Raw genomic sequence first — 18,522 nt, 5'->3', positions numbered from 1 at the left:
TTGGGGTTCCTTCCGATGGTGAGCGGGAGGAACGGCCCGGGAAACACCGAAGGCCGCCCCTCGGGGCGGCCTTCGCGAGTCTGAGTACGCGCAGAGATCAGCGGGCCGCCGGATGAGCGGTCCACCACCAGTTCTGGGTCGAGTGCGCGAACATGCCCGGCACCTTACCCCATGGGACAGCCCGGCCCGGCCGGGGTGATCTGCTCGACGTCGGCCGCCTTCACCCAGGCGATCCGGTGGTTGTAGCGGATCGGGTAGAAGGTCTGGGCGCCCTTGACCAGGGTGCCGAGCGTCGTGCCGCCGTAGTAGTAGTCACCCGCGACCGGGGCACCGGCGGCGACGTACGCCTGGTCGGCCGGGACGCTGTACTTCGTCAGCGACGCCGAGTTGCTGCCCTGCACCGGGACGCCGGTGCCCGCGTACGCCGAGTCCTCGGGGTAGGAGCGCCCGTAGACCGGGATCGCGGCGCCGCCCTTCGCCTTCAGGACGACCGGGGCCGAGGGGTCCACCGCGGCGGTGTAGCGGCCGTCCGGGTTGTAGAACCAGGCCTTCTGCCCGCCGTACCAGATCGCCGTCCAGTCGTCCTGCCGGTCGGCGACGACGTACTGGCCGCCGGCCACGACCTTGTCGGCCCAGTTCGGGCCCTCCGTCGCGAGCTGCGAACCCAGGTACGGGTCGGACAGCGGGGCGCCGTCGGCCGACGGGGAGGCGTACAGGTAGCCGAAGCTGACCGGCTCGTCGAACGTGGCGCGGACCTTGGTGGCGGGGTCGAGGTACGTCGTCGTCTGCGGGCTGAAGGGCGGCACGACCTTGACGACCTGCCCGGCCGTCAGCGGCCGGCCGGTGTCCCCGGCGTCGGCGCCGAGCAGGGACATGTAGTGGTTCCAGTCCCAGAACGGGCCCGGGTCCCAGTGCTGTCCGGCCACGTACGCGTCCAGCGGACCGGGCACCTCGTCGTGGCCGATGATGTGCTCGCGGTCGAGCGGGATGCCGAACCTGCCGGCCAGGTACTTCACCAGCGTGGCGGACGACTCGTACAGCGGCTCGCCGTACCAGCTGCCCGCCTTCATGGCGAAGCCCACGTGCTCGATGCCGAGGGCGTGCATGTTCACGGTCTTGTTGCCCGCGTGGTACGACTCGTCCTTCGTCGCCACCAGCTGCGTGACGAGGCTGCCGTCGTCCTTGACGACGTAGTGCGCGCTGGCGCTGCTCGTCGGGTTCCGGAAGGTGTTGACGGCGTTCTGGTAACCGGTCTCCGTGTCGTGGATCACGATCTGCCGGATGTCGAAGCCGTTGTCCGGCCGGTTCGCCACGTTGTAGTTGTTCGGGTCGGCCGGCTGGAAGTCGCAGGCGAGGCCCGCCGGGCACTCGGGTGCCGGGGCCGCGCTCCCGGACGGTGCCGCCAGCGGCGCCTTCGACGCCTTGAGGGGCTCGACCGTGCGGTCCGCGGGCAGCGTCAGGCGCTGGCCGCCGGAGGTGACCCGGCTCTCGCCGGAGCGGACCGAGTCGAAGACGCGCCGCGCGAAGAGGTCGGCGCCCTTGGCGTCGGCGGCCTGGCTGAAGCGGGCCACCGCCGGGTACCAGGCGCCCGGGGCGGCGGGCAGCGAGCCGGTGGCCGCGCGCTGGTACCGGGCGAGCAGCGCCGCGCCCGCCCGGATACTCTGCCCGGCGTCGTCGCGTACCGCCTGCACCGGCTTGCCGATGAGCCGGGCGGCCGCGTCCAGGGTGTGCAGCCGCGCCTCGCTGGTGTCGACGCCGGGCGCGGCGGCGGCGAGCGCCCGCCGGGCGTCGAACTTCTTCATGACCGCCGGGTCGCCGCTCTGGTCGAGATGGGTGAGCCGCTCCTGGTCGCCGGGCCGCTCCACGTCGGCGGGCGTGACCCGGGTCAGCCCCATGACGTTGTACGCGCCCGACGTGCTGGGCTTTCCGCCGTGGTCCTCCCAGCGCGTCTGCCGGTAGGAGACCGCCATCAGCACGCTCTGCGGAACCTTGAACTCCTTGGCCGCGTCGGCGAATCGGGACTGGAGGGACGACCCGGCACCCCGCCCCGCACCGTCCGTCGCCGTCGCCGTCGCCGTCGCCGTCGCCGTCCCCGCGGCGCGCGGCGACGCGACGGCCACCGAGCCCATCGCGGTCATGGCGACCGCGCCGGCCACCCCGTAGGCAAGGAGCTTCCTCGTCGCGTTCCTCTGCTGCCTGTGCCTACTGCTCACGCTTCGGCTCACACCCACCCCTGGTCGCTTTGCCCGCTATTGAAATAAGTGGCGTGAGATTATCAGGAGTTGGAGGGGGCGAAGGTGACGGCCCTGACCCGCGGACCCGCTGCTTCCGCGTGGCCGGTGTCTCATTTGGTGGTCGCAGGGGTGGATGGCATACCGGACCCCGTAATGTGGGTCGGGTGACCGTGAACGTAAACACCTGGCGTGACCTTCCCGCGGCGCAGCAGCCCGAGTACCCGGATGCCGAGGCTCTGCGCGATGTGATCGCGGACCTCGAGTCGTATCCGCCGCTCGTCTTCGCGGGCGAGTGCGACCAGCTGCGTGCCCGTCTGGGAGCCGTCGCCAAGGGCGAGGCGTTCCTGCTCCAGGGCGGCGACTGCGCCGAGGCCTTCGACGCGGTGTCCGCAGACCACATCCGGGCCAAGCTCAAGACCCTCCTCCAGATGAGCGCCGTCCTCACCTACGCGGCCTCCGTGCCCGTGGTGAAGGTCGGCCGCATCGCCGGCCAGTACTCCAAGCCCCGCTCCAAGGGCACCGAGACCCGCGACGGCGTGACCCTGCCGACCTACCGCGGCGACTCGGTGAACGGCTTCGCCTTCACGGAGAAGGCCCGCGTCCCGGACCCCGAGCGCCTGAAGCGGATGTACAACGCGTCCGCCTCCACGCTCAACCTGGTCCGCGCCTTCACCACCGGCGGCTACGCCGACCTGCGCCAGGTGCACGCCTGGAACCAGGACTTCGTCAAGCAGTCGCCGTCCGGCCAGCGCTACGAGCAGCTCGCCCGCGAGATCGACAACGCGCTGAACTTCATGAAGGCCTGCGGCACCGACCCGGCCGAGTTCAAGGCGGTCGAGTTCTACGCCTCGCACGAGGCGCTGCTGCTCGACTACGAGTCGGCGCTGACCCGCGTCGACTCGCGCACCGGCAGCCTGTACGACACCTCCGGCCACATGGTCTGGGTCGGTGAGCGCACCCGGCAGCTGGACGGCGCGCACATCGAGTTCGCGTCCAAGATCCGCAACCCGATCGGGATCAAGCTGGGCCCGACGACGACCGTGGACGAGGCGCTCACCTACGTCGACCGCCTCGACCCCGACCGCGAGCCCGGCCGGCTGACCTTCATCGTCCGCATGGGCGCCGACAAGGTCCGCGACAAGCTCCCGGACCTGGTCGAGAAGGTCACCGCTTCCGGTGCGACCGTGGCCTGGATCACCGACCCGATGCACGGCAACACCTACGAGGCGGCCTCCGGCCACAAGACCCGCCGCTTCGACGACGTCCTGGACGAGGTCAAGGGCTTCTTCGAGGTCCACAAGGGCCTCGGCACCCACCCGGGCGGCATCCACGTCGAGCTCACCGGTGACGACGTCACCGAGTGCGTGGGCGGCGGCGACGAGATCTTCGTCGACGATCTGCACCAGCGCTACGAGACGGCCTGCGACCCCCGCCTCAACCGCAGCCAGTCCCTGGACCTGGCGTTCCTGGTCGCCGAGATGTACCGCGACCAGTAGTTTCTCCGCCGTACGCACAGGTGGGGCGCGGATCGATGTGATCCGCGCCCCACTGGCGTATCAGGGACTGTCGCGCACCCGGAGCGCCGGGTAAGGTTAGGTTAGCCTCACCGATCAATCGGAGCGGCCGTGACCTATCGATCCCGCGTTGATCGCTCCGGGAGGTGAACCGCGTGTACGTATGCAACTGCTTCGGCGTCACCGAGGAGCAGGTCAAGAAGCACGCGGAGGGCGGGGCCTGCACCCCCCGCCAGATAGCTTCCGCCTGCAAGGCCGGCACCGACTGCGGTTCCTGCGTACGCCGTATCCAGTCGCTGCTCGGACGCGGCGCCTGCCCCCGACGGGAGCTGGTGGAGCAGGGCGAGCCCGCGCTCACCGCCGTCGCCCCACAATCGGCCCCGCAACTCGAAGAGGCCGCCTAGCTCTCCGGCTGCTCGATGAGCTGCGCGATGTAGAGCGCCTCGCCGAGCTTCTCGACCAGCTCCAGCTGGGTGTCGAGGTAGTCGATGTGGTGCTCCTCGTCGGCCAGGATCGACTCGAAGATGTTCGCGGACGTGACGTCGCCCTTGGCGCGCATGACCTCGATGCCGCGCTTGAGGCGGTCGATCGCCTCGACCTCGATCTGCCGGTCCGCCTGGAACATCTCGGTGACCGTCTGCCCGATGCGCACATGGAAGAGCCGCTGGAAGTTGGGCAGACCGTCCAGGAACAGGATCCGGTCGGTCAGCACCTCCGCGTGCTTCATCTCGTCGATCGACTCGTGACGCGTGTACTTGGCCAGCTTCGTCCAGCCGAAGTTGGCCTGCATCGCGCTGTGCAGCCAGTACTGGTTGATCGCCGTCAGCTCGGCACTCAGCTGCTCATTGAGGAATTCGATGACCTCGGGGTCGCCCTGCATCGCAGAGGCTCCTTCCAAGCGGTAACTGGGCAGGTTCCGCGCATCCTCGCACCGTGATCGGAGACCGTCCAGTAAGTGCACGCTTAGTAGGAGTTGCCCGATTCCGGTCGTCCCTGGTCATCACCACCCCTCCAGGTCTGTCACCATGGAGTCATGGGTCAGCCGGAGAGCCGGGAGCGGCAGGAAGCAGCGCAGTCGGAGCTTCCACCGGGGCAGCGGCTCCAGCGCGGCTGGCCGGTCACCCACTACGGCCCGGTGCCCAAGTTCAAGCCGGAGCGCTGGGAGTTCCGGGTCTTCGGGGCCACCGCCGACGGCGACAAGCACTGCTGGAACCACGAGGAGTTCTCGGCGCTGCCGTTCGAGACCGTGGTCGCCGACCTCCACTGCGTCACCAAGTTCTCGATGCTGGGAGCCGAATGGGGCGGGGTAATGGCCCGCACGATCGCCGAACTCGCGCCGCCCGCACCCGAGGTCACCCATGTGATGGTCTGGGCCGAGTACGGCTTCAGCTCCAACCTGCGCCTGGCCGACTTCCTCTCCGACCGTACGGTCTTCGCCACCCACAACGGTGGTGAGCTGCTCACCGCCGAACACGGCTTCCCGCTGCGCCTGGTCGTACCGCACCTCTACGCCTGGAAGGGCCCCAAGTGGGTCCGCGGCATCGAGTACATGACCGCGGACCGCCGGGGCTTCTGGGAGGAGCGGGGTTACCACAACATCGGCGACCCCTGGCGCGAGCAGCGCTACTCCTACCAGGAAGAGCCCGGGGACGGCCCCGAGCTCTGACCGCCGGGGCTACGCCCGCAGCGACTTCAGCCGTGCCACGTCCGCGGCGTGGCCCTCCTTGCCGCCCGGCGTCTCGATGACCAGCGGTACGCCCTCGGTCGACGGGTGGGCGAGCAGTTCGCGGAACGGCTCGGCGCCGATGTGCCCGGCGCCGATGTTCTCGTGGCGGTCCTTGTGCGCGCCGACCACATCCTTGGAGTCATTGGCGTGGATCAGCTTCAGCCGGCCCTCGCCCACGGTCTCCACCAGGAGGTCCAGGGTCTGCTTCATCCCGTCCGGCCCCGCGAGATCGTGCCCGGCCGCGTAGATGTGGCAGGTGTCCAGGCAGACGCCCAGCTTGGGGTGGGAGTCCAGGGCCTCGAAGTACGGGCCGAAGTCCCAGGTGCGCGAGCACAGCGAGAAGCCCTGCCCGGCGGTCGACTCCAGGAGCAGGAACGGGTCGTCGTCGTGGGTCAGTTCGTCGAGCAGCGGCAGCAGATGGGTGCGGACCTGCGCCAGTGCCTCGGCGCGCGGCCGGCCGCCGGTGGCCGAGCCGGTGTGCACGACCACGCCGAGCGCGCCGATCTCGCGGCCCCTGCGCAGTGAGTGCCGCAGCGACTCCACCGACTTCTCCGCGGTCTCCTCGGTCTGCGAGCCGAAGTTGATCAGGTAGGGGGCATGGACGTACGCCGGGATCGAGGCCTCGGCGCACTCGGCCCTGAACTGCTCGTCCTGGGCCGGGTTTCCGACGGGGGTGGCCCAGCCGCGCGGGTTGGCGGCGAAGACCTGCACCGTCTCGGCGCCGATCTCGCGCGCGTAGGAGAGTCCGGTCGTGGCGAGGCCGCCGGCCACGGGGACGTGGCCGCCGATGGGGTTGCGCATGGGGTGGCTACCTACAGTCCCTTGGTCGTGATGGTGATCGTGGAGCCCTCGGGGGCCTGGGCGCCGCCGTTGACGGACTGGCCGGAGACCTCGTCGCTGAGGAACGGGAAGCTGCGGTCGACCTTCACCTTGAAGCCCGCGCCCTCCAGCGCCTTCTGGGCGTCGGCGGCCTTCTCGCCGGTCACCTTGGGCACGGTGATCATCCGGGGGCCCTTGGAGACGGTCAGCGTCACCGTGTCGCCCTTGGCGAGCTGGGCGTGCTCGGCGGCGGACTGCGCGGCCACCTTGCCCGCGTCCTGCGGCGAGTTGACCTGGTCGGGCGCGACGACGACCTTGAGCCCGGCGCCCTGGAGGGCGGAGGTGGCCACGTCCACGGTGTCGCCGACGACACTCGGCACATCGACCGGGGCGCCCTTGCTGACGACCAGCGCGACGGCCGTGTCCGTGTGGCGCTTGATGCCCGCCGCCGGGCTGGTGCGGATCACCGAGCCCTGGGCGACGGAATCGCTGAACTCGGTCGTGGTGTCGCCGGGCGCGAAGCCCGCCTTCTGCAGCTCGCTCTTCGCCTGGTCGAGCGGCATCCCGTCCAGCTTGGGCACCTGTGCCGTCGCCGGGCCGCGCGAAACGATCAGCGTCACCGAGCCGTTGCCGCGGATGCGGGCCCCGGTGGCCGGGTCGGTCCCGATGACCTGGCCGCGCTCGACGGTGTCGCTGAACTGCCGGTCGACCTTCTTCACATCGAGCCCGGCGTTCGACAGCTTCTTCTTCGCGGCGTCCTCGCTCTGACCGATGAGGGCCGGAACGCGGGTGAACTGGCCGGAGTTGATGTACCAGACGCCCGCGCCGACGCCGAGGATCATGACGAGCGCGGCCACCAGGGCGATCACCCCGCGCCGGTTGTCGACCCTGCGGGGCCGGCGCGGCCCGCGGGGTGCCGGCTCCGGCTCGTCCTCGATGCGCGGCGGCATGATCAGCCGGCTGGTGCGGTGGACGGGCTCGGACCGGGCCGACTCGGGCGGCAGCGGCCGGGCCGCCGGGCCGGCCGGCGTCGTCACGGCCCGCGGGATCACACTCGTACGGTCCTCGGAACCGGGGCCCGCGGCCGGGGTGTGCGCGCCCGGCGGGACCGCGTCCAGCTGCTCGTCGCCGAGCGCGGCGCGGGCCGCGCGGGTCTGCGCGAGCAGGGCCACCGCGTCGTGCGGGCGGACGTCGGGGTCGCGGGCGGTCGCCGAGGCGACCAGTTCGTCCAGCTCCAGGGCGAGGCCCGGCACGGCCGCGGACGGCGCGGGCACGCCCTCGTGGAGGTGGGCGTACAGGATCTGGGCGGGGGTGTCCCCGCTGTGCGGCTTGGCGCCGGTCAGCATCTCGTACAGGACGACACCGCAGGCGTACACATCGGCGCGGGTGTCACAGGTGCCGTGCTCGATCTGCTCGGGGGCGAGGTAGGAGACCGTGCCGAGGATCGAGCCGGTGGTGTTCGTGACCGAATCCACCGCCCTGACCAGGCCGAAGTCGGCGACCTTGACCCGGCCGTCGTCGCCGATCAGGACGTTCTCCGGCTTCATGTCCCGGTGCACGAAACCGGCCCGGTGCGCGGCGCCGAGCGCGGCGAGCACCGGCTCCAGGATGTCGAGGGCCGCGCGCGGCTGGAGCGCGCCGCGCTCGCGCAGCACATCGCGCAGGGTGCAGCCCGCGACGTACTCCATCGCGAGATAGACGTACTGGCCCTGCGCGCCCTGGTCGAAGACGCCGACCACATTGGGGTGCGCGAGCCGGGCGACCGACTTCGCCTCGCGGATGAAGCGCTCCACGAAGGAGGCGTCGGCGGCGAGGCCCGGGTGCATCACCTTGAGGGCGAGCACCCGGTCGAGGCGGGTGTCGACGGCCCGGTAGACCGTGGCCATACCGCCGGCGGCGATGCGCGCGTCGACGCGGTAGCGGCCGTCGAGCACCTGCCCGACGAGGGGGTCATGAAGGGTCGTGTCCACGGGGAGAGTTTACGAGCGGCGCCCGGGGACCCGGACGCCGCGGGCGGACCCGGGCCCGTACTGAAGCCGAGCTGTGACGCGGATCCGCTAAAAAGCGGGGCGTTCGGGGTCCAGCGCCGCCCGGCCCGCCATCGTGGAGGACGCCTCGGCGAAGTGGCGGCGCGGGATGCGGCCCGCGCGGTGGGCGAGCCGTCCCGCCTCCACCGCGTGCCGCATCGCCTCCGCCATCAGGACCGGCTCCTGGGCCCGGGTCACCGCCGAGGCCAGCATCACCGCGGAGCAGCCGAGCTCCATCGCCAGCGAGACGTCGGAGGCGGTGCCCGCGCCCGCGTCGAGGATCACCGGGACGCCCGCGCGGTCCACGATCAGCTCGAAGTTGTGCGGATTGCGGATGCCCAGGCCCGAGCCGATGGGCGAGCCGAGCGGCATGATCGCCGCGCAGCCCACGTCCTCCAGCTTGCGGGCGAGCACCGGGTCGTCGTTGGTGTAGGGCAGCACCGTGAACCCGTCGTCCACCAACACCTCGGCGGCGTCGAGCAGTTCGATCGGATCGGGGAGCAGGGTGCGCTCGTCGGCGACGACCTCCAGCTTCACCCAGTGGGTGCCGAGCGCCTCGCGGGCCAGGCGCGCGGTCAGCACGGCCTCGCCCGCGGTGAAGCAGCCCGCGGTGTTGGGCAGCACCCGGATGCCCAGTTTGTCCAGTACGGACAGGACCGAGCCCTGCACGGTGGGATCGAGGCGGCGCATCGCCACCGTCGTCAGCTCGGTGCCGGACGCGACGAGCGCGCGTTCCAGGGTGCCGAGGCTGGGCGCCCCGCCCGTGCCCATGATCAGGCGTGAGCCGAAGGCGGTGTCGGCGATGGTCAGCGGGTCGTCGGCCATGGCGGCTCAGCCTCCCTGCACGGCGGTGAGGACCTCGACGCGGTCGCCGTCGTCGAGCGTGGTCGTCGGCCAGGCGCTGCGCGGCACGACCGCCTCGTTGACGGCGGCGGCGACACCGGAGCGGGCCGGGGTGAGGGTGGCGACGAGGGCGTCGAGGGTGGTCCCGGAGGCGAGCGCGCGGGGCTCGCCGTTGACGGAGATGGTCATGCGGTCGTCAGCTCCTGAGGTGCACAGGTGAAGCGTCGGGGGGTGAACGGGCGTGCCTCGTCGGGCAGTTCGCCGGTGGTCAGGACGTGCGCCATGACATCGCCGGTGACCGCGGTGAGCAGCACGCCGTTGCGGTAGTGGCCGGTGGCGAGGTGCAGGCCGGGCAGCGCGGTCGGGCCGAGCAGGGGCGCGTTGTCGGGGGAGGCGGGGCGCAGTCCGGCCCGGGTCTCGGTGAGCGGCAGCTCGGTGATCCCCGGCACCAGCTCGTGCGCGTCGCGCAGCAGCTCGTAGACCCCGCCCGCGGTGACCGTGGTGTCCCAGCCCAGCTCCTCGCTGGTGGCGCCGACGACGAGTTCGCCGTTCTCCCGCGGTACGAGATAGACCTCGCCGCCCCGCACCACCGCCCGCACGGTCCGGGACAGGAAGGGTGCGTACGCGGGCGGCACGGTCAGCCGCAGGACCTGGCCCTTCACGGGACGCACCGGCGGAAGCAGTTCTTTCGGTACGCCCGCCAGCCTGCCGCTGAGGCTGCCCGCGGCGAGCACGACCTGGTCGGCGACGAGCGCGGTGCCGTCCGCCAGGACGACGCCGGCGGCCCGGTCCCGTACCACCGAGAGCCGCTCGGCCCAGCCGTACGCGAACCGCACCCCGGCCCGCGTACACGCGGCGACCAGCGCCTTCGCGAGTCTGCGCGGGTCGATCTGGTGGTCGCCGTCGACCCGGAGCCCGCCGCGCACACCCGGCGCGAGCATGGGTTCCAGGCGGCGGCAGTCGCGCCCGGAGAGCCACTCCGACTCCAGGCCGGAACGGACCTGAAGCGCGTGCAGGTCCCGCAGGTGGGCGCGGTCGTCGGAGTCGAGCGCCACGGCGAGGGTGCCGCAGGCGCGGTAGCCGGTGTCCAGGCCCGTGACCTCGGTCAGCTCGGCCGCGAAGGCCGGGTAGCGGCGGGCGGACTCGACGTTGAGGGCGAGCAGGGTCTGCTCGCCGTAGTGCAGTTCGGTGACGGCGGCCAGCATCCCGGCCGCGACCTGGGCGGCCCCGCCGCCCGGTTCGGGGTCGGCGAGCACGACACCGAGGCCGCGCTGGGCGGCCCGCCAGGCGGTGACGAGCCCGATGATGCCGCCCCCGACCACGAGGACGTCGGACCCTTCGGGGGATCCGCTTCGAGAAGAACGCATGGGCGTCCAGCCCCTCCCTTCGCCGGCATGACCCGGATCAGGTTCGTACGGTCGGAGGCCGCCCAGCCTCCCTCTCAGCCCGGTGCGTCCGGGCTCCCGCGAGTGCTTTACTCCTGCCACCATAGCCCTAGCCCCCAATCCGCAGTAGGGAGCGTCGGGGTGGTGGAGGAGCGTGTGCGATGACGGGACCCCTTACCTGACGAAACGTCAGATGCTTATGGTGATCGGGTGAGCGAACAGCAGACGCATTCCGAAGCGCGGCACGTGGTCGTCGTCGGCGCGGGCATGGCCGGCGTGCAGACCGCGGTGGCCCTGCGCGAACAGGGCTTCGCCGGAGCCATCACCCTCATCGGCGCCGAACCCCACCAGCCCTACGACCGGCCCCCGCTCTCCAAGGCGGTGCTGCTCGGCAAGGCCGAGGGCTCGGCCTTCGAGGTGGACTTCGAGGCACTCGACGTGGAGCTGCGCCTCGGCCTCGAAGTGACCGGGGTGCGCCCCGCCGAGCACCGGGTGGTGACGGAAGGGGGCGAGGTCGCGTACGACACCCTGGTCATCGCCACCGGCGCCGAACCCCTCACGCTGCCCGGCAGCGCGGGCGTCCCCGGCGTCCACCTGCTGCGCACGCTGGACGACGCGCGGCGGCTGCGCCCGGTCCTCGACCAGCGGCACCGGATCGTGGTCGTGGGAGCCGGGTGGATCGGCGCGGAGTTCGCCACCGCCGCACGCGAGGCGGGCTGCGCGGTCACCGTGGTCGAGGCCGCCGACCGCCCGCTGGCCGGGGTGCTCCCCGCCGAGGTCGCCGCCCCCATGGCCACCTGGTACGCCGAGTCCGGCGCCGAACTCCTCACCGGCGCCCGGGTCCAGGCGGTCGTGCCGGGCGAGGTGCTGCTCGCCGACGGCCGCAGGCTGGAGGCCGACGCCGTGGTCATCGGCATCGGCGCCCGCCCCGCGACCGGCTGGCTGGCCGGCTCGGACATCGCGCTCGGCCCCGAGGGAGCGATCACCGCGGACGCCCGGCTGCGCACCTCGCTCCCCGACGTGTACGCGGTCGGCGACTGCGCCTCGTTCCCCTCGGCCCGTTTCGGCGAGCGATTGCTCGTCCACCACTGGGACAACGCGCTGCAGGGCCCGCGCACCGTCGCCGCCGACATCGCGGGCGAGGCGGCCGCCGACTACGACCCGGTCCCGTACTTCTGGTCCGAGCAGTTCGGCCGCTTCGTCCAGTACGCGGGCCACCACACCGACGCCGACGAGCTGGTCTGGCGCGGCGACCCGACGACGGCCCCCTGGTCCGTCTGCTGGCTCCGCGACGAGGCGCTGGTGGCCGTCCTGGCGGTGGGCCGCCCCCGGGACCTGGCCCAGGGCCGCAAGCTGATCGAGTCGGCGACCCCCCTCGACCGCGAGAGGGTGGCGGACCCGTCGGTGCCACTGAAGTCGGCGGTGCGGGTGGGCTGAGGGGTGTCGCGCGAGTCGGTCCCGGCTGGAGTACCGGCCGGCAAAAAAATCAGCCTCTGCGGCGCTGCTGGTCAGCAAAAAACCAGCCCCTCATGGGGGTCCCCCCTGGACCTTTGGTCCTTGGGGGAGTTCGAGGAGCGGGGGTCTGGGGGGGAGCCCCCGGCGCGCGGCCCGCGGGCGAAGGCGGACGGACGGGAAACGGCGGGGGCCGTGGGCGCGGCCCCCGGGTAGCCGGACGGGACCACCCGGGTACCGACTGTCAGTGGGAGGTGGCACGCTTGGACCGTGACCGAGATTGACGCAAAGATTGATGCTCTCGTCCCCGCCTGGCTCTACCTCCCCGACATCGCGGAGATGCTGGACGTGGAGGTGACGCGCGTACGGCAGCTGGTCAAGGAGGGCCAGCTCATTGCCGTACGCCGCGGTGAGAACCGTGCGCTCCAGGTGCCGGCCGCCTTCATCGACACCGACAAGGTGGTCAAGGGGCTCGCCGGCACCCTGACCCTGCTGCGGGACGACGGCTTCTCCGACGAAGAAATGCTGGAGTGGCTCTTCACTCCGGACCCGACGCTGCCCGGCACCCCCGCGCAGGCCCTCAGCGAGAATCGCGGCACGGAGGTGAAGCGCCGCGCCCAGGCGCTCGCCCTTTGATCTGAACGAGCCCACCGACCAGCCTCGACAGGCCGCGGTGTACGGTCCGGTTCCGAACCGGCCCGTGCACCTCGGCGCGGCCGAACACGAACACAACGGGGGACTTCCATGCCCACGGCCCGTGAGCAGCTCGCCGACGCCCGGCTCTACCTGTGCGTGGACGCGCGCAAGCGCCAGGGCGACCTGCCCGAGTTCCTGGACGCCGTGCTGGCGTCCGGCGTGGACATCGTGCAGCTGCGGGACAAGGGCATGGAGGCCGCCGAGGAGCTGGACCATCTGGCCGTCTTCGCGGACGCCTGCCGACGGCACGGCAAGCTGCTCTCGGTGAACGACCGGGCCGATGTGGCGCACGCCATCGGTGCGGACGTGCTGCACCTGGGCCAGGGCGATCTGCCGGTGCCCGCCGCGCGGGCCATCCTGGGCGAGCGGGTGCTGATCGGCCGGTCCACCCACGCCGAGTCGGAGGCCGCCGCGGCCGCCGCCGAGCCGGGCGTGGACTACTTCTGCACGGGCCCGTGCTGGCCCACCCCGACCAAGCCGGGCCGCCACGCGCCGGGCCTGGACCTGGTGCGTCACACCGCCTCGCTCGGTACCGACCGGCCCTGGTTCGCGATCGGCGGCATCGACGCGGGCAACCTGGACGAGGTCCTGGACGCGGGCGCCGACCGGGTCGTGGTCGTACGGGCGATCACCGAGGCCGACGACCCCGCCGCGGCCGCCGCCGACCTCGCCAAGCGGGTCAGGGAGCGGCTCGGCTAGCCCGGTCCGCCGCACCGGGCCGGACCGGCGGCACCCCGGGATGGGGCCGGATGTCCGAGCGCTGTCCGAGGGGTGGACAAGAATCCGACAATCTGGACAAATTACCCCGGTCCTGTTGGGGGACCGGACACCCCTGGCTAACCTGCGAGTATGGCCCTTGGCACAGCTTCCACCAGGACGGATCGCGCACGAACCGTGCGCGACATGCTCGCGACCGGCGAGACCATGTACTCCTTCGAGTTCTACGCGCCCAAGACCGAGAAGGGTGAGCGGAACCTCTGGAACGCGCTGCGCCGGGTAGAAGCGGTCGCCCCCGACTTCGTCTCCGTGACGTACGGCGCCGGCGGCTCCACCCGCACCGGCACCGTCGAGGCCACCCAGCAGATCACCGAGGACACCACCCTCACCCCGGTCGCCCACCTCACCGCCGTCGGGCACTCGGTGGCCGAACTGCGCCACACCGTCGGCCAGTACGCCGACGCCGGGATCCGCAACATCCTCGCGGTGCGCGGCGACCCCAAGGGCGACCCGATGGGCGAGTGGGTCAAGCACCCCCAGGGCGTGACGTACGCGGCCGAACTCGTCGCGCTCATCCGGGAGTCCGGAGACTTCTGCGTCGGCGTCGCGGCCTTCCCCGAGATGCATCCGCGGTCACAGGACTGGGATTCCGACATCCGGCACTTCGTGGACAAGTGCCGCGCGGGCGCCGACTACGCCATCACCCAGATGTTCTTCGAGCCCGAGAACTATTTGCGCTTGCGCGACCGGGTCTCGGCGGCCGGCTGCGAGACCCCGATCATCCCCGAGGTCATGCCCGTGACCAGCGTGAAGCAGCTGGAACGACTGCCCCAACTCAGCACCGCCGTCTTCCCGGAGACCCTCCGGGACCGGATGCTGGCAGTCAAGGACGATCCGGCCGCTGTACGCTCCATTGGAATCGAGTTCGCCACGGAGTTCTGTTCGCGGCTGCTCGCCGATGGCGTACCCGGGTTGCACTTCATTACCCTCAACAACTCCACGGCGACGCTCGAAATCTACGAGAATCTCGGTCTGCACCAGCGGGCGTAGCCGGTAAGCGGTTCCGGGTCGGGGGACGGCCGCACCCGGGACAGGAGAAGAGGGACGTACATGGGCTGGACGGTCCTCTACATCGCGTTCGGAATCGTCGCGCTGTGGCTGCTCGGTGAGGTGCTGCTGCAGTACAAGGCAAGGCTGCGCTGGCGGCTGCTGGCCTTCACCGGATTCCTCGGTGTGGTGATCGGTGTCCTGATCCCGTCGGTCTTCGTGATCATCCTGGGTGCGATCGCCTTCGCCGTCGGCCAGGTGTACGTCACCCTCTCCTTCCGGCGCGGCTTCTCCACCGGCTGGGCGCTCGGCGGCAGGCCGGGCGCGAGCCGCCGCCGCAGGTCGGGCCGGAAGTCCGCCCCCGCGCCCGAACCGGTCCTGGAAGTCTCCGACCTGCAGTACGGGGACACCGCCGCGGCCGGTTCCACGGATGCGAACGGCGAGACCCTGCACGCCGATCATGCCGATCACGCCGAGTCGGTGTACGAGCCGCAGCCGCTGCCCGACGACACCGGTCAGTACGGCGTCTACAGCCCAGCGCCGCAGCCCGAGGCGCAGCCCCAGTACGGCGCGTACGACCCGCAGCAGCCGTACGCCGATCCCTACGCCCCGCAGTACGACACGGGCGCCGGGCAGCAGCAGTACGCCGCCTACTCCGACCCGTACATCGGCAACGGCGGCCAGGCCTACGGCACGTACAGCGGCTACGACAGTTTCGGCGGCCAGCAGCAGCACTATCCGGACCCGCTCACCGCGCAGTACGGGACGGACACCCCGCCCGGCGGGGTGTGGGTGCCCCAGCAGCGCGACGGGGAGCAGATGTACGCCCCGTACGAGCAGCAGCAGCAGGTCCAGCAGCCGTACGCCCCGTACGACCCGAACCACCCGGACCTGCCCCACCACCCCGAGCAGCAGCCGTACCGCTACTGACCGTGCCCGGGGCCGAGGCTGGGAACGGGGTTCGGACCGGGAATCACTGCGAGCCCCGGAAGTCCTCCCCCTCCACGATCAGCCCGGCCACCAGCGCGCCCGACATCCCGCAATGCGCGAGCCCGCCGCCGGGATGCGCCCAGCCGCCCGCCAGATGGAGCCCCGGCAGAGCGGTGGTGTTGGACGGGTGCAGGAATCCGGCCCCGGCCCCGGCCAGTGAGGGCGCGGGCACCGAACCGCCCCGGGCGCCGGACGCCCGCGCCATGTGCACCGGCGTGCGCGCCTCGTGCCACAGCAGCCGCTCCCGCAGATCGGGCACGGCCCGTACGGCGGCCGCGATCAGATCGTCCGTGTACCGCCGGACCAGGGTGTCGTCGCTCCAGTCGACCGGCCCGTGCGGTGCGACCGTCGCCGTGAGCGTCACCGCCTCGTGGTCGTCGTCGGGCCGCACCGTCGGATCGTCGGGGCGCAGAACCGTGACGGTGGGGGGCTCGGTGTGCGGGCCCGCGAAGGCCGCGCGGGCCTCGGCCGTGGCGTCGGGGGAGTGGACCACCGTGCGGTGCACGGCGTCACCCGGGCGCCCGCCGCGCAGTGCCAGCAGCACCGAGAAACGGCTCGGCACGCCCTCGGCGGAGGGCCGCACCCGCCCGGATCCCCACAACTCCCGGCCGGGCAGCATCGGTTCGAGGGCCCGGGGATCCACCCCGCACACCACGTGATCGGCCTCCACCACGGTGCCGTCGGCGAGCTCAAGACCAGCGGCCCGGCCGTCCTTCTCCCGTACCCCCCGCACCTCGGCGCCGAAGACGAACCCGACCTTCCTGGCGGCACAGCGTTCGTACACCGCGCGCGCCAGCTCGCGCATGCCGCCGCGGACGTACCAACTGCCGAAGGTCTGCTCCATGTACGGCAGCACGGCCGCGGACGCCGGGGCCGTGCGCGGATCCAGGCCGTACTCCAGGGCGTAGCTCTCCAGGAGCGCGCCGAGCCGGCCCCCGCCCAGCTCCCACGCGGCGACCTCGCCGAGCGTGGCCGCCTGCCGGGGCGGACGGAGCAGCCTGCGCTGCTTCGGCGCCGGGTAGGGATCGCGGGCGAGCACCTGCCAGTCGGGCCACAGCGGCTCCTCCAGGAGCGGCCGGCGCGTGCGGTCCCAGGCCTCCCTGGCCCGCCCCAGGAACTCGCCCCAGCGCTCGCCCGCGCCCGCCCCCAGAGCCGCGTCCAGCGCCGAAACCACGCCCGCGCGCGAGGCGTTGGGCAGCGACACCTCCGTACCGTCGGCGAAGAGGTGGCGCGAGGCCGGGTCCACCGGGGCGAGCTCCACGCAGCTCTCCAGCGGCTCCTTGCCGGTCTTCACGAACAGGTCGCGGTAGACCGCGGGCAGCCGCAGCAGACCGGGGCCGGTGTCGAAGACGAACCCGTCCCGCTCGAACCGTCCCAGCGCGCCGCCGTACGTCGACGAGCGCTCGTACACCGTCACCCGGTGGCCTGCCACGGCCAGCCGGGCAGCAGCCGCCATGGCGCCCGCACCGGCGCCGATCACCGCAATCCGTGCCATGTCTGCGACCTTAACCGCCGCCACTGACAACTCACTCCGGTGGCTGGTGGACCCCCGCCGCGGCCAGCCGCTTCTCCTCCCGGCGCTGCGCCCTGCGCCGCCGGAAACGGCGGATCTTCCGCCACAGCACGACCAGTATCACGAGGCCAAGTGCCAGCAGCGTGCCCGCGATCACGGCCGCCGCGAGCGGGTGGAAGATCGCGAAGACTATGATCCCGGCGACGCCCAGGTCCTCCGCCGTGCTCAGCGCGATGTTGCTGAACGGCTCGGGCGAGGTGTTCACCGCCATCCGCGTCCCGGCCTTCACCAGATGGCTCAGCAGCGCGGTCGAGCCGCCCACTGCGCCCGCCGCCAGGTCCGGCAGCGAACCGTTCTGCCCGGCGAGCAGCGCCCCGACCACGGCGCCGGCGACCGGCCGGATGACCGTGTGCACGGAGTCCCAGACCGAGTCGACGTACGGGATCTTGTCCGCGACCGCCTCGCAGAGGAACAGGACGCCGGCGACGATCAGGACATCGGGCCGCTGGAGCGCTCCGGGCACGTCGTCGGTGAGACCGGTGGCGCCGAAAATGCCGAGCAGCAGGACCACCGCGTACGCGTTGACCCCGCTTGCCCAGCCGCTGGTGAACACGAGGGGGAGTACGGACACGGGCATGATCGTAACCAGCCCCGGCCGCTTCCCGCTGAGGTTGAGCGCGGACGTCTGAGTATCCGTACCTAGAAGGCGAGATGAGTAGGTGCGCGGATGGGTTCCCACCTGCGCGGACGGGAGAGTGGAGGCCACGGAAGGGGCGCGGCGCGGGCACCGCCGGCACGGGGCGGCGGAACCGGCGCGGCTCCCCGGACGTGAGGAGGTACGGGGGGAGCGTACGGGGGAAGCGCCGGGCCGGTGCGGTTCTGGGGGATCGAACCGCACCGGCCCGGCGCACTTTTGTCGTTCCGTACAGCGTTCGCGGTACGCGCTAGCGTCCGCTGACCCGCCCGTGCAGCAGCCTTGACAGTGCCGCGTGGACATCGTCGAGGGAGCGCTCGCTCTGGAAGGCCTGCCAGTCGAGCGCGGCCACCAGGACCATCCCGACCAGCGCGGCCGCCGTCAGCGGAATGTCGATCTCCTCGCTCAGCTCACCCGCCGCCACCGCGTCCCGCAGCACCGTCTCGACCACGGCCACCGCCTCCCGGCGCACCACCAGGAGGGTCGACTGCCAGGCGCGGTTGGTGCGCCACAGCTCGGCGACGTACAGCTGGGTGAAGGCCGGATAGCGGTGGATGAAGCCGAGACCGGCCCGGATCATCGCGTCGAGGGCCTCGACCTTGGTGCCACCCCGCTCGGCGGTTTCGTCCGCCGCCGCCTGCAAAGACGCGGTCAGCAGACCCACGCCGTGCCGCAGCAGCTCCTCGAAGAGCTCGGTCTTGCTCTTGAAGTTGTAGTAGACCGTCCCCTTGGCGACGCCGGCCCGCTCCGCGATCTCGTCCACGGTGGTGGCCGAGAACCCCTGCTCGGCGATCAGCGTCACGGCGGCTTCGTAGAGCTTCTGCCGGGTCGCCTGCCGTCTGGTGCTGCTGCTGTCCATGGCGTC

Annotated in this window: 19 protein-coding genes and 1 riboswitch; of the genes, 8 read left to right on the top strand and 11 right to left on the bottom strand. The window is 71.9% G+C overall.

What is annotated here, in order from left to right; translation table 11 throughout:
• Positions 1-97: 97 nt before the first annotated feature.
• Together ACIQ8J_RS01695 and ACIQ8J_RS01690 are read right to left on the bottom strand one after the other, a co-directional pair.
• Positions 98-154, bottom strand: coding sequence for a trp operon leader peptide (locus tag ACIQ8J_RS01695; protein WP_078516689.1), 57 nt, complete (start codon positions 152-154; stop codon positions 98-100).
• A 10-nt stretch (positions 155-164) separates the two neighbouring features.
• On the bottom strand, positions 165-2,213 hold the full coding sequence (locus ACIQ8J_RS01690; protein WP_403263739.1) for an N-acetylmuramoyl-L-alanine amidase: 2,049 nt from the start codon (positions 2,211-2,213) through the stop codon (positions 165-167).
• Between the two features lie 185 nt (positions 2,214-2,398).
• Between ACIQ8J_RS01690 and ACIQ8J_RS01685 the strand changes: the two genes are divergently transcribed.
• Complete coding sequence (locus ACIQ8J_RS01685) at positions 2,399-3,730, top strand: class II 3-deoxy-7-phosphoheptulonate synthase (RefSeq protein WP_403263737.1); 1,332 nt, start codon at positions 2,399-2,401, stop codon at positions 3,728-3,730.
• Positions 3,731-3,894: 164 nt separating this feature from the next.
• Positions 3,895-4,152, top strand: coding sequence for a bacterioferritin-associated ferredoxin (locus ACIQ8J_RS01680; RefSeq protein ID WP_403263736.1), 258 nt, complete (start codon positions 3,895-3,897; stop codon positions 4,150-4,152).
• Here the strand turns inward: ACIQ8J_RS01680 and bfr are convergent.
• The gene (gene bfr, locus ACIQ8J_RS01675; RefSeq protein ID WP_403263734.1) at positions 4,149-4,628 is read right to left on the bottom strand and encodes a bacterioferritin; all 480 of its coding nucleotides are present in this window, start codon (positions 4,626-4,628) and stop codon (positions 4,149-4,151) included. The genes ACIQ8J_RS01680 and bfr overlap by 4 nt on opposite strands.
• Before the next feature lie 153 nt (positions 4,629-4,781).
• On the opposite strand from bfr, the gene ACIQ8J_RS01670 reads away from it, so the two are divergent.
• Positions 4,782-5,414 (top strand): sulfite oxidase-like oxidoreductase, encoded by a 633-nt coding sequence (locus ACIQ8J_RS01670; RefSeq protein WP_403263732.1) that lies wholly within the window; start codon positions 4,782-4,784, stop codon positions 5,412-5,414.
• 9 nt (positions 5,415-5,423) lie between these two features.
• Here the strand turns inward: ACIQ8J_RS01670 and ACIQ8J_RS01665 are convergent, their stop codons facing one another.
• From ACIQ8J_RS01665 to thiO, 5 genes are all read right to left on the bottom strand, one after another.
• Positions 5,424-6,275 (bottom strand): deoxyribonuclease IV, encoded by an 852-nt coding sequence (locus ACIQ8J_RS01665; protein ID WP_403263730.1) that lies wholly within the window; start codon positions 6,273-6,275, stop codon positions 5,424-5,426.
• Positions 6,276-6,286: 11 nt separating this feature from the next.
• Entirely contained in the window at positions 6,287-8,263 is a 1,977-nt protein-coding gene (gene pknB, locus ACIQ8J_RS01660) for a Stk1 family PASTA domain-containing Ser/Thr kinase (protein WP_403263729.1), read from the bottom strand.
• Positions 8,264-8,350: 87 nt separating this feature from the next.
• Complete coding sequence (locus ACIQ8J_RS01655; protein ID WP_403263727.1) at positions 8,351-9,145, bottom strand: thiazole synthase; 795 nt, start codon at positions 9,143-9,145, stop codon at positions 8,351-8,353.
• Between the two features lie 6 nt (positions 9,146-9,151).
• A complete protein-coding gene (gene thiS, locus ACIQ8J_RS01650) occupies positions 9,152-9,352 on the bottom strand; it encodes a sulfur carrier protein ThiS (RefSeq protein WP_403263725.1) in 201 nt (66 codons plus the stop codon).
• The gene (gene thiO, locus ACIQ8J_RS01645) at positions 9,349-10,530 is read right to left on the bottom strand and encodes a glycine oxidase ThiO (protein WP_403263724.1); all 1,182 of its coding nucleotides are present in this window, start codon (positions 10,528-10,530) and stop codon (positions 9,349-9,351) included. Before thiO ends, thiS begins: the two co-directional genes overlap by 4 nt.
• Positions 10,528-10,640: riboswitch (TPP riboswitch) on the bottom strand. Its footprint overlaps the gene before it by 3 nt.
• Positions 10,641-10,758: 118 nt before the next feature.
• On the opposite strand from thiO, the gene ACIQ8J_RS01640 reads away from it, so the two are divergent.
• From ACIQ8J_RS01640 to ACIQ8J_RS01620, 5 genes are all read left to right on the top strand, one after another.
• Positions 10,759-11,985: an NAD(P)/FAD-dependent oxidoreductase gene (locus ACIQ8J_RS01640; RefSeq protein ID WP_403263722.1), complete on the top strand. Its 1,227-nt coding sequence runs from the start codon at positions 10,759-10,761 to the stop codon at positions 11,983-11,985.
• Positions 11,986-12,270: 285 nt separating this feature from the next.
• Complete coding sequence (locus ACIQ8J_RS01635; RefSeq protein ID WP_399049831.1) at positions 12,271-12,636, top strand: Rv2175c family DNA-binding protein; 366 nt, start codon at positions 12,271-12,273, stop codon at positions 12,634-12,636.
• Between the two features lie 108 nt (positions 12,637-12,744).
• On the top strand, positions 12,745-13,395 hold the full coding sequence (thiE, locus tag ACIQ8J_RS01630; RefSeq protein WP_403263719.1) for a thiamine phosphate synthase: 651 nt from the start codon (positions 12,745-12,747) through the stop codon (positions 13,393-13,395).
• Positions 13,396-13,545: 150 nt separating this feature from the next.
• Positions 13,546-14,463: a methylenetetrahydrofolate reductase [NAD(P)H] gene (gene metF / locus ACIQ8J_RS01625; protein WP_403263718.1), complete on the top strand. Its 918-nt coding sequence runs from the start codon at positions 13,546-13,548 to the stop codon at positions 14,461-14,463.
• Positions 14,464-14,523: 60 nt separating this feature from the next.
• Entirely contained in the window at positions 14,524-15,390 is an 867-nt protein-coding gene (locus ACIQ8J_RS01620; protein WP_403607727.1) for a hypothetical protein, read from the top strand.
• Between the two features lie 43 nt (positions 15,391-15,433).
• Here ACIQ8J_RS01620 and ACIQ8J_RS01615 read toward each other — a convergent pair whose 3' ends face one another.
• From ACIQ8J_RS01615 to ACIQ8J_RS01605, 3 genes are all read right to left on the bottom strand, one after another.
• Positions 15,434-16,945, bottom strand: coding sequence for a phytoene desaturase family protein (locus tag ACIQ8J_RS01615; RefSeq protein ID WP_403263714.1), 1,512 nt, complete (start codon positions 16,943-16,945; stop codon positions 15,434-15,436).
• Positions 16,946-16,976: 31 nt separating this feature from the next.
• Positions 16,977-17,594, bottom strand: a complete 618-nt coding sequence (locus ACIQ8J_RS01610) for a DUF4126 domain-containing protein (protein ID WP_403263712.1) — start codon at positions 17,592-17,594, stop codon at positions 16,977-16,979.
• Between the two features lie 313 nt (positions 17,595-17,907).
• Entirely contained in the window at positions 17,908-18,516 is a 609-nt protein-coding gene (locus ACIQ8J_RS01605; RefSeq protein ID WP_329465629.1) for a TetR/AcrR family transcriptional regulator, read from the bottom strand.
• Between the last annotated feature and the right edge of the window lie 6 nt (positions 18,517-18,522).

The organism is Streptomyces sp. NPDC094147, assembly GCF_044764265.1.
Lineage (GTDB): Bacteria > Actinomycetota > Actinomycetes > Streptomycetales > Streptomycetaceae > Streptomyces.
The sequence above is the reverse complement of the archived record's forward strand: the minus strand, read 5'-3'. Positions and strand labels throughout refer to the sequence as shown.

Coding starts and splice junctions, on each gene's coding strand:
- bfr (WP_403263734.1), bottom strand. CDS start 4,628: ATGCAGGGCGACCCCGAGGTCATCGAATTCCTCAATGAGCAGCTGAGT.
- ACIQ8J_RS01670 (WP_403263732.1), top strand. CDS start 4,782: ATGGGTCAGCCGGAGAGCCGGGAGCGGCAGGAAGCAGCGCAGTCGGAG.
- ACIQ8J_RS01665 (WP_403263730.1), bottom strand. CDS start 6,275: ATGCGCAACCCCATCGGCGGCCACGTCCCCGTGGCCGGCGGCCTCGCC.
- ACIQ8J_RS01655 (WP_403263727.1), bottom strand. CDS start 9,145: ATGGCCGACGACCCGCTGACCATCGCCGACACCGCCTTCGGCTCACGC.
- thiS (WP_403263725.1), bottom strand. CDS start 9,352: ATGACCATCTCCGTCAACGGCGAGCCCCGCGCGCTCGCCTCCGGGACC.
- thiO (WP_403263724.1), bottom strand. CDS start 10,530: ATGCGTTCTTCTCGAAGCGGATCCCCCGAAGGGTCCGACGTCCTCGTG.
- thiE (WP_403263719.1), top strand. CDS start 12,745: ATGCCCACGGCCCGTGAGCAGCTCGCCGACGCCCGGCTCTACCTGTGC.
- metF (WP_403263718.1), top strand. CDS start 13,546: ATGGCCCTTGGCACAGCTTCCACCAGGACGGATCGCGCACGAACCGTG.
- ACIQ8J_RS01620 (WP_403607727.1), top strand. CDS start 14,524: ATGGGCTGGACGGTCCTCTACATCGCGTTCGGAATCGTCGCGCTGTGG.
- ACIQ8J_RS01615 (WP_403263714.1), bottom strand. CDS start 16,945: ATGGCACGGATTGCGGTGATCGGCGCCGGTGCGGGCGCCATGGCGGCT.
- ACIQ8J_RS01605 (WP_329465629.1), bottom strand. CDS start 18,516: ATGGACAGCAGCAGCACCAGACGGCAGGCGACCCGGCAGAAGCTCTAC.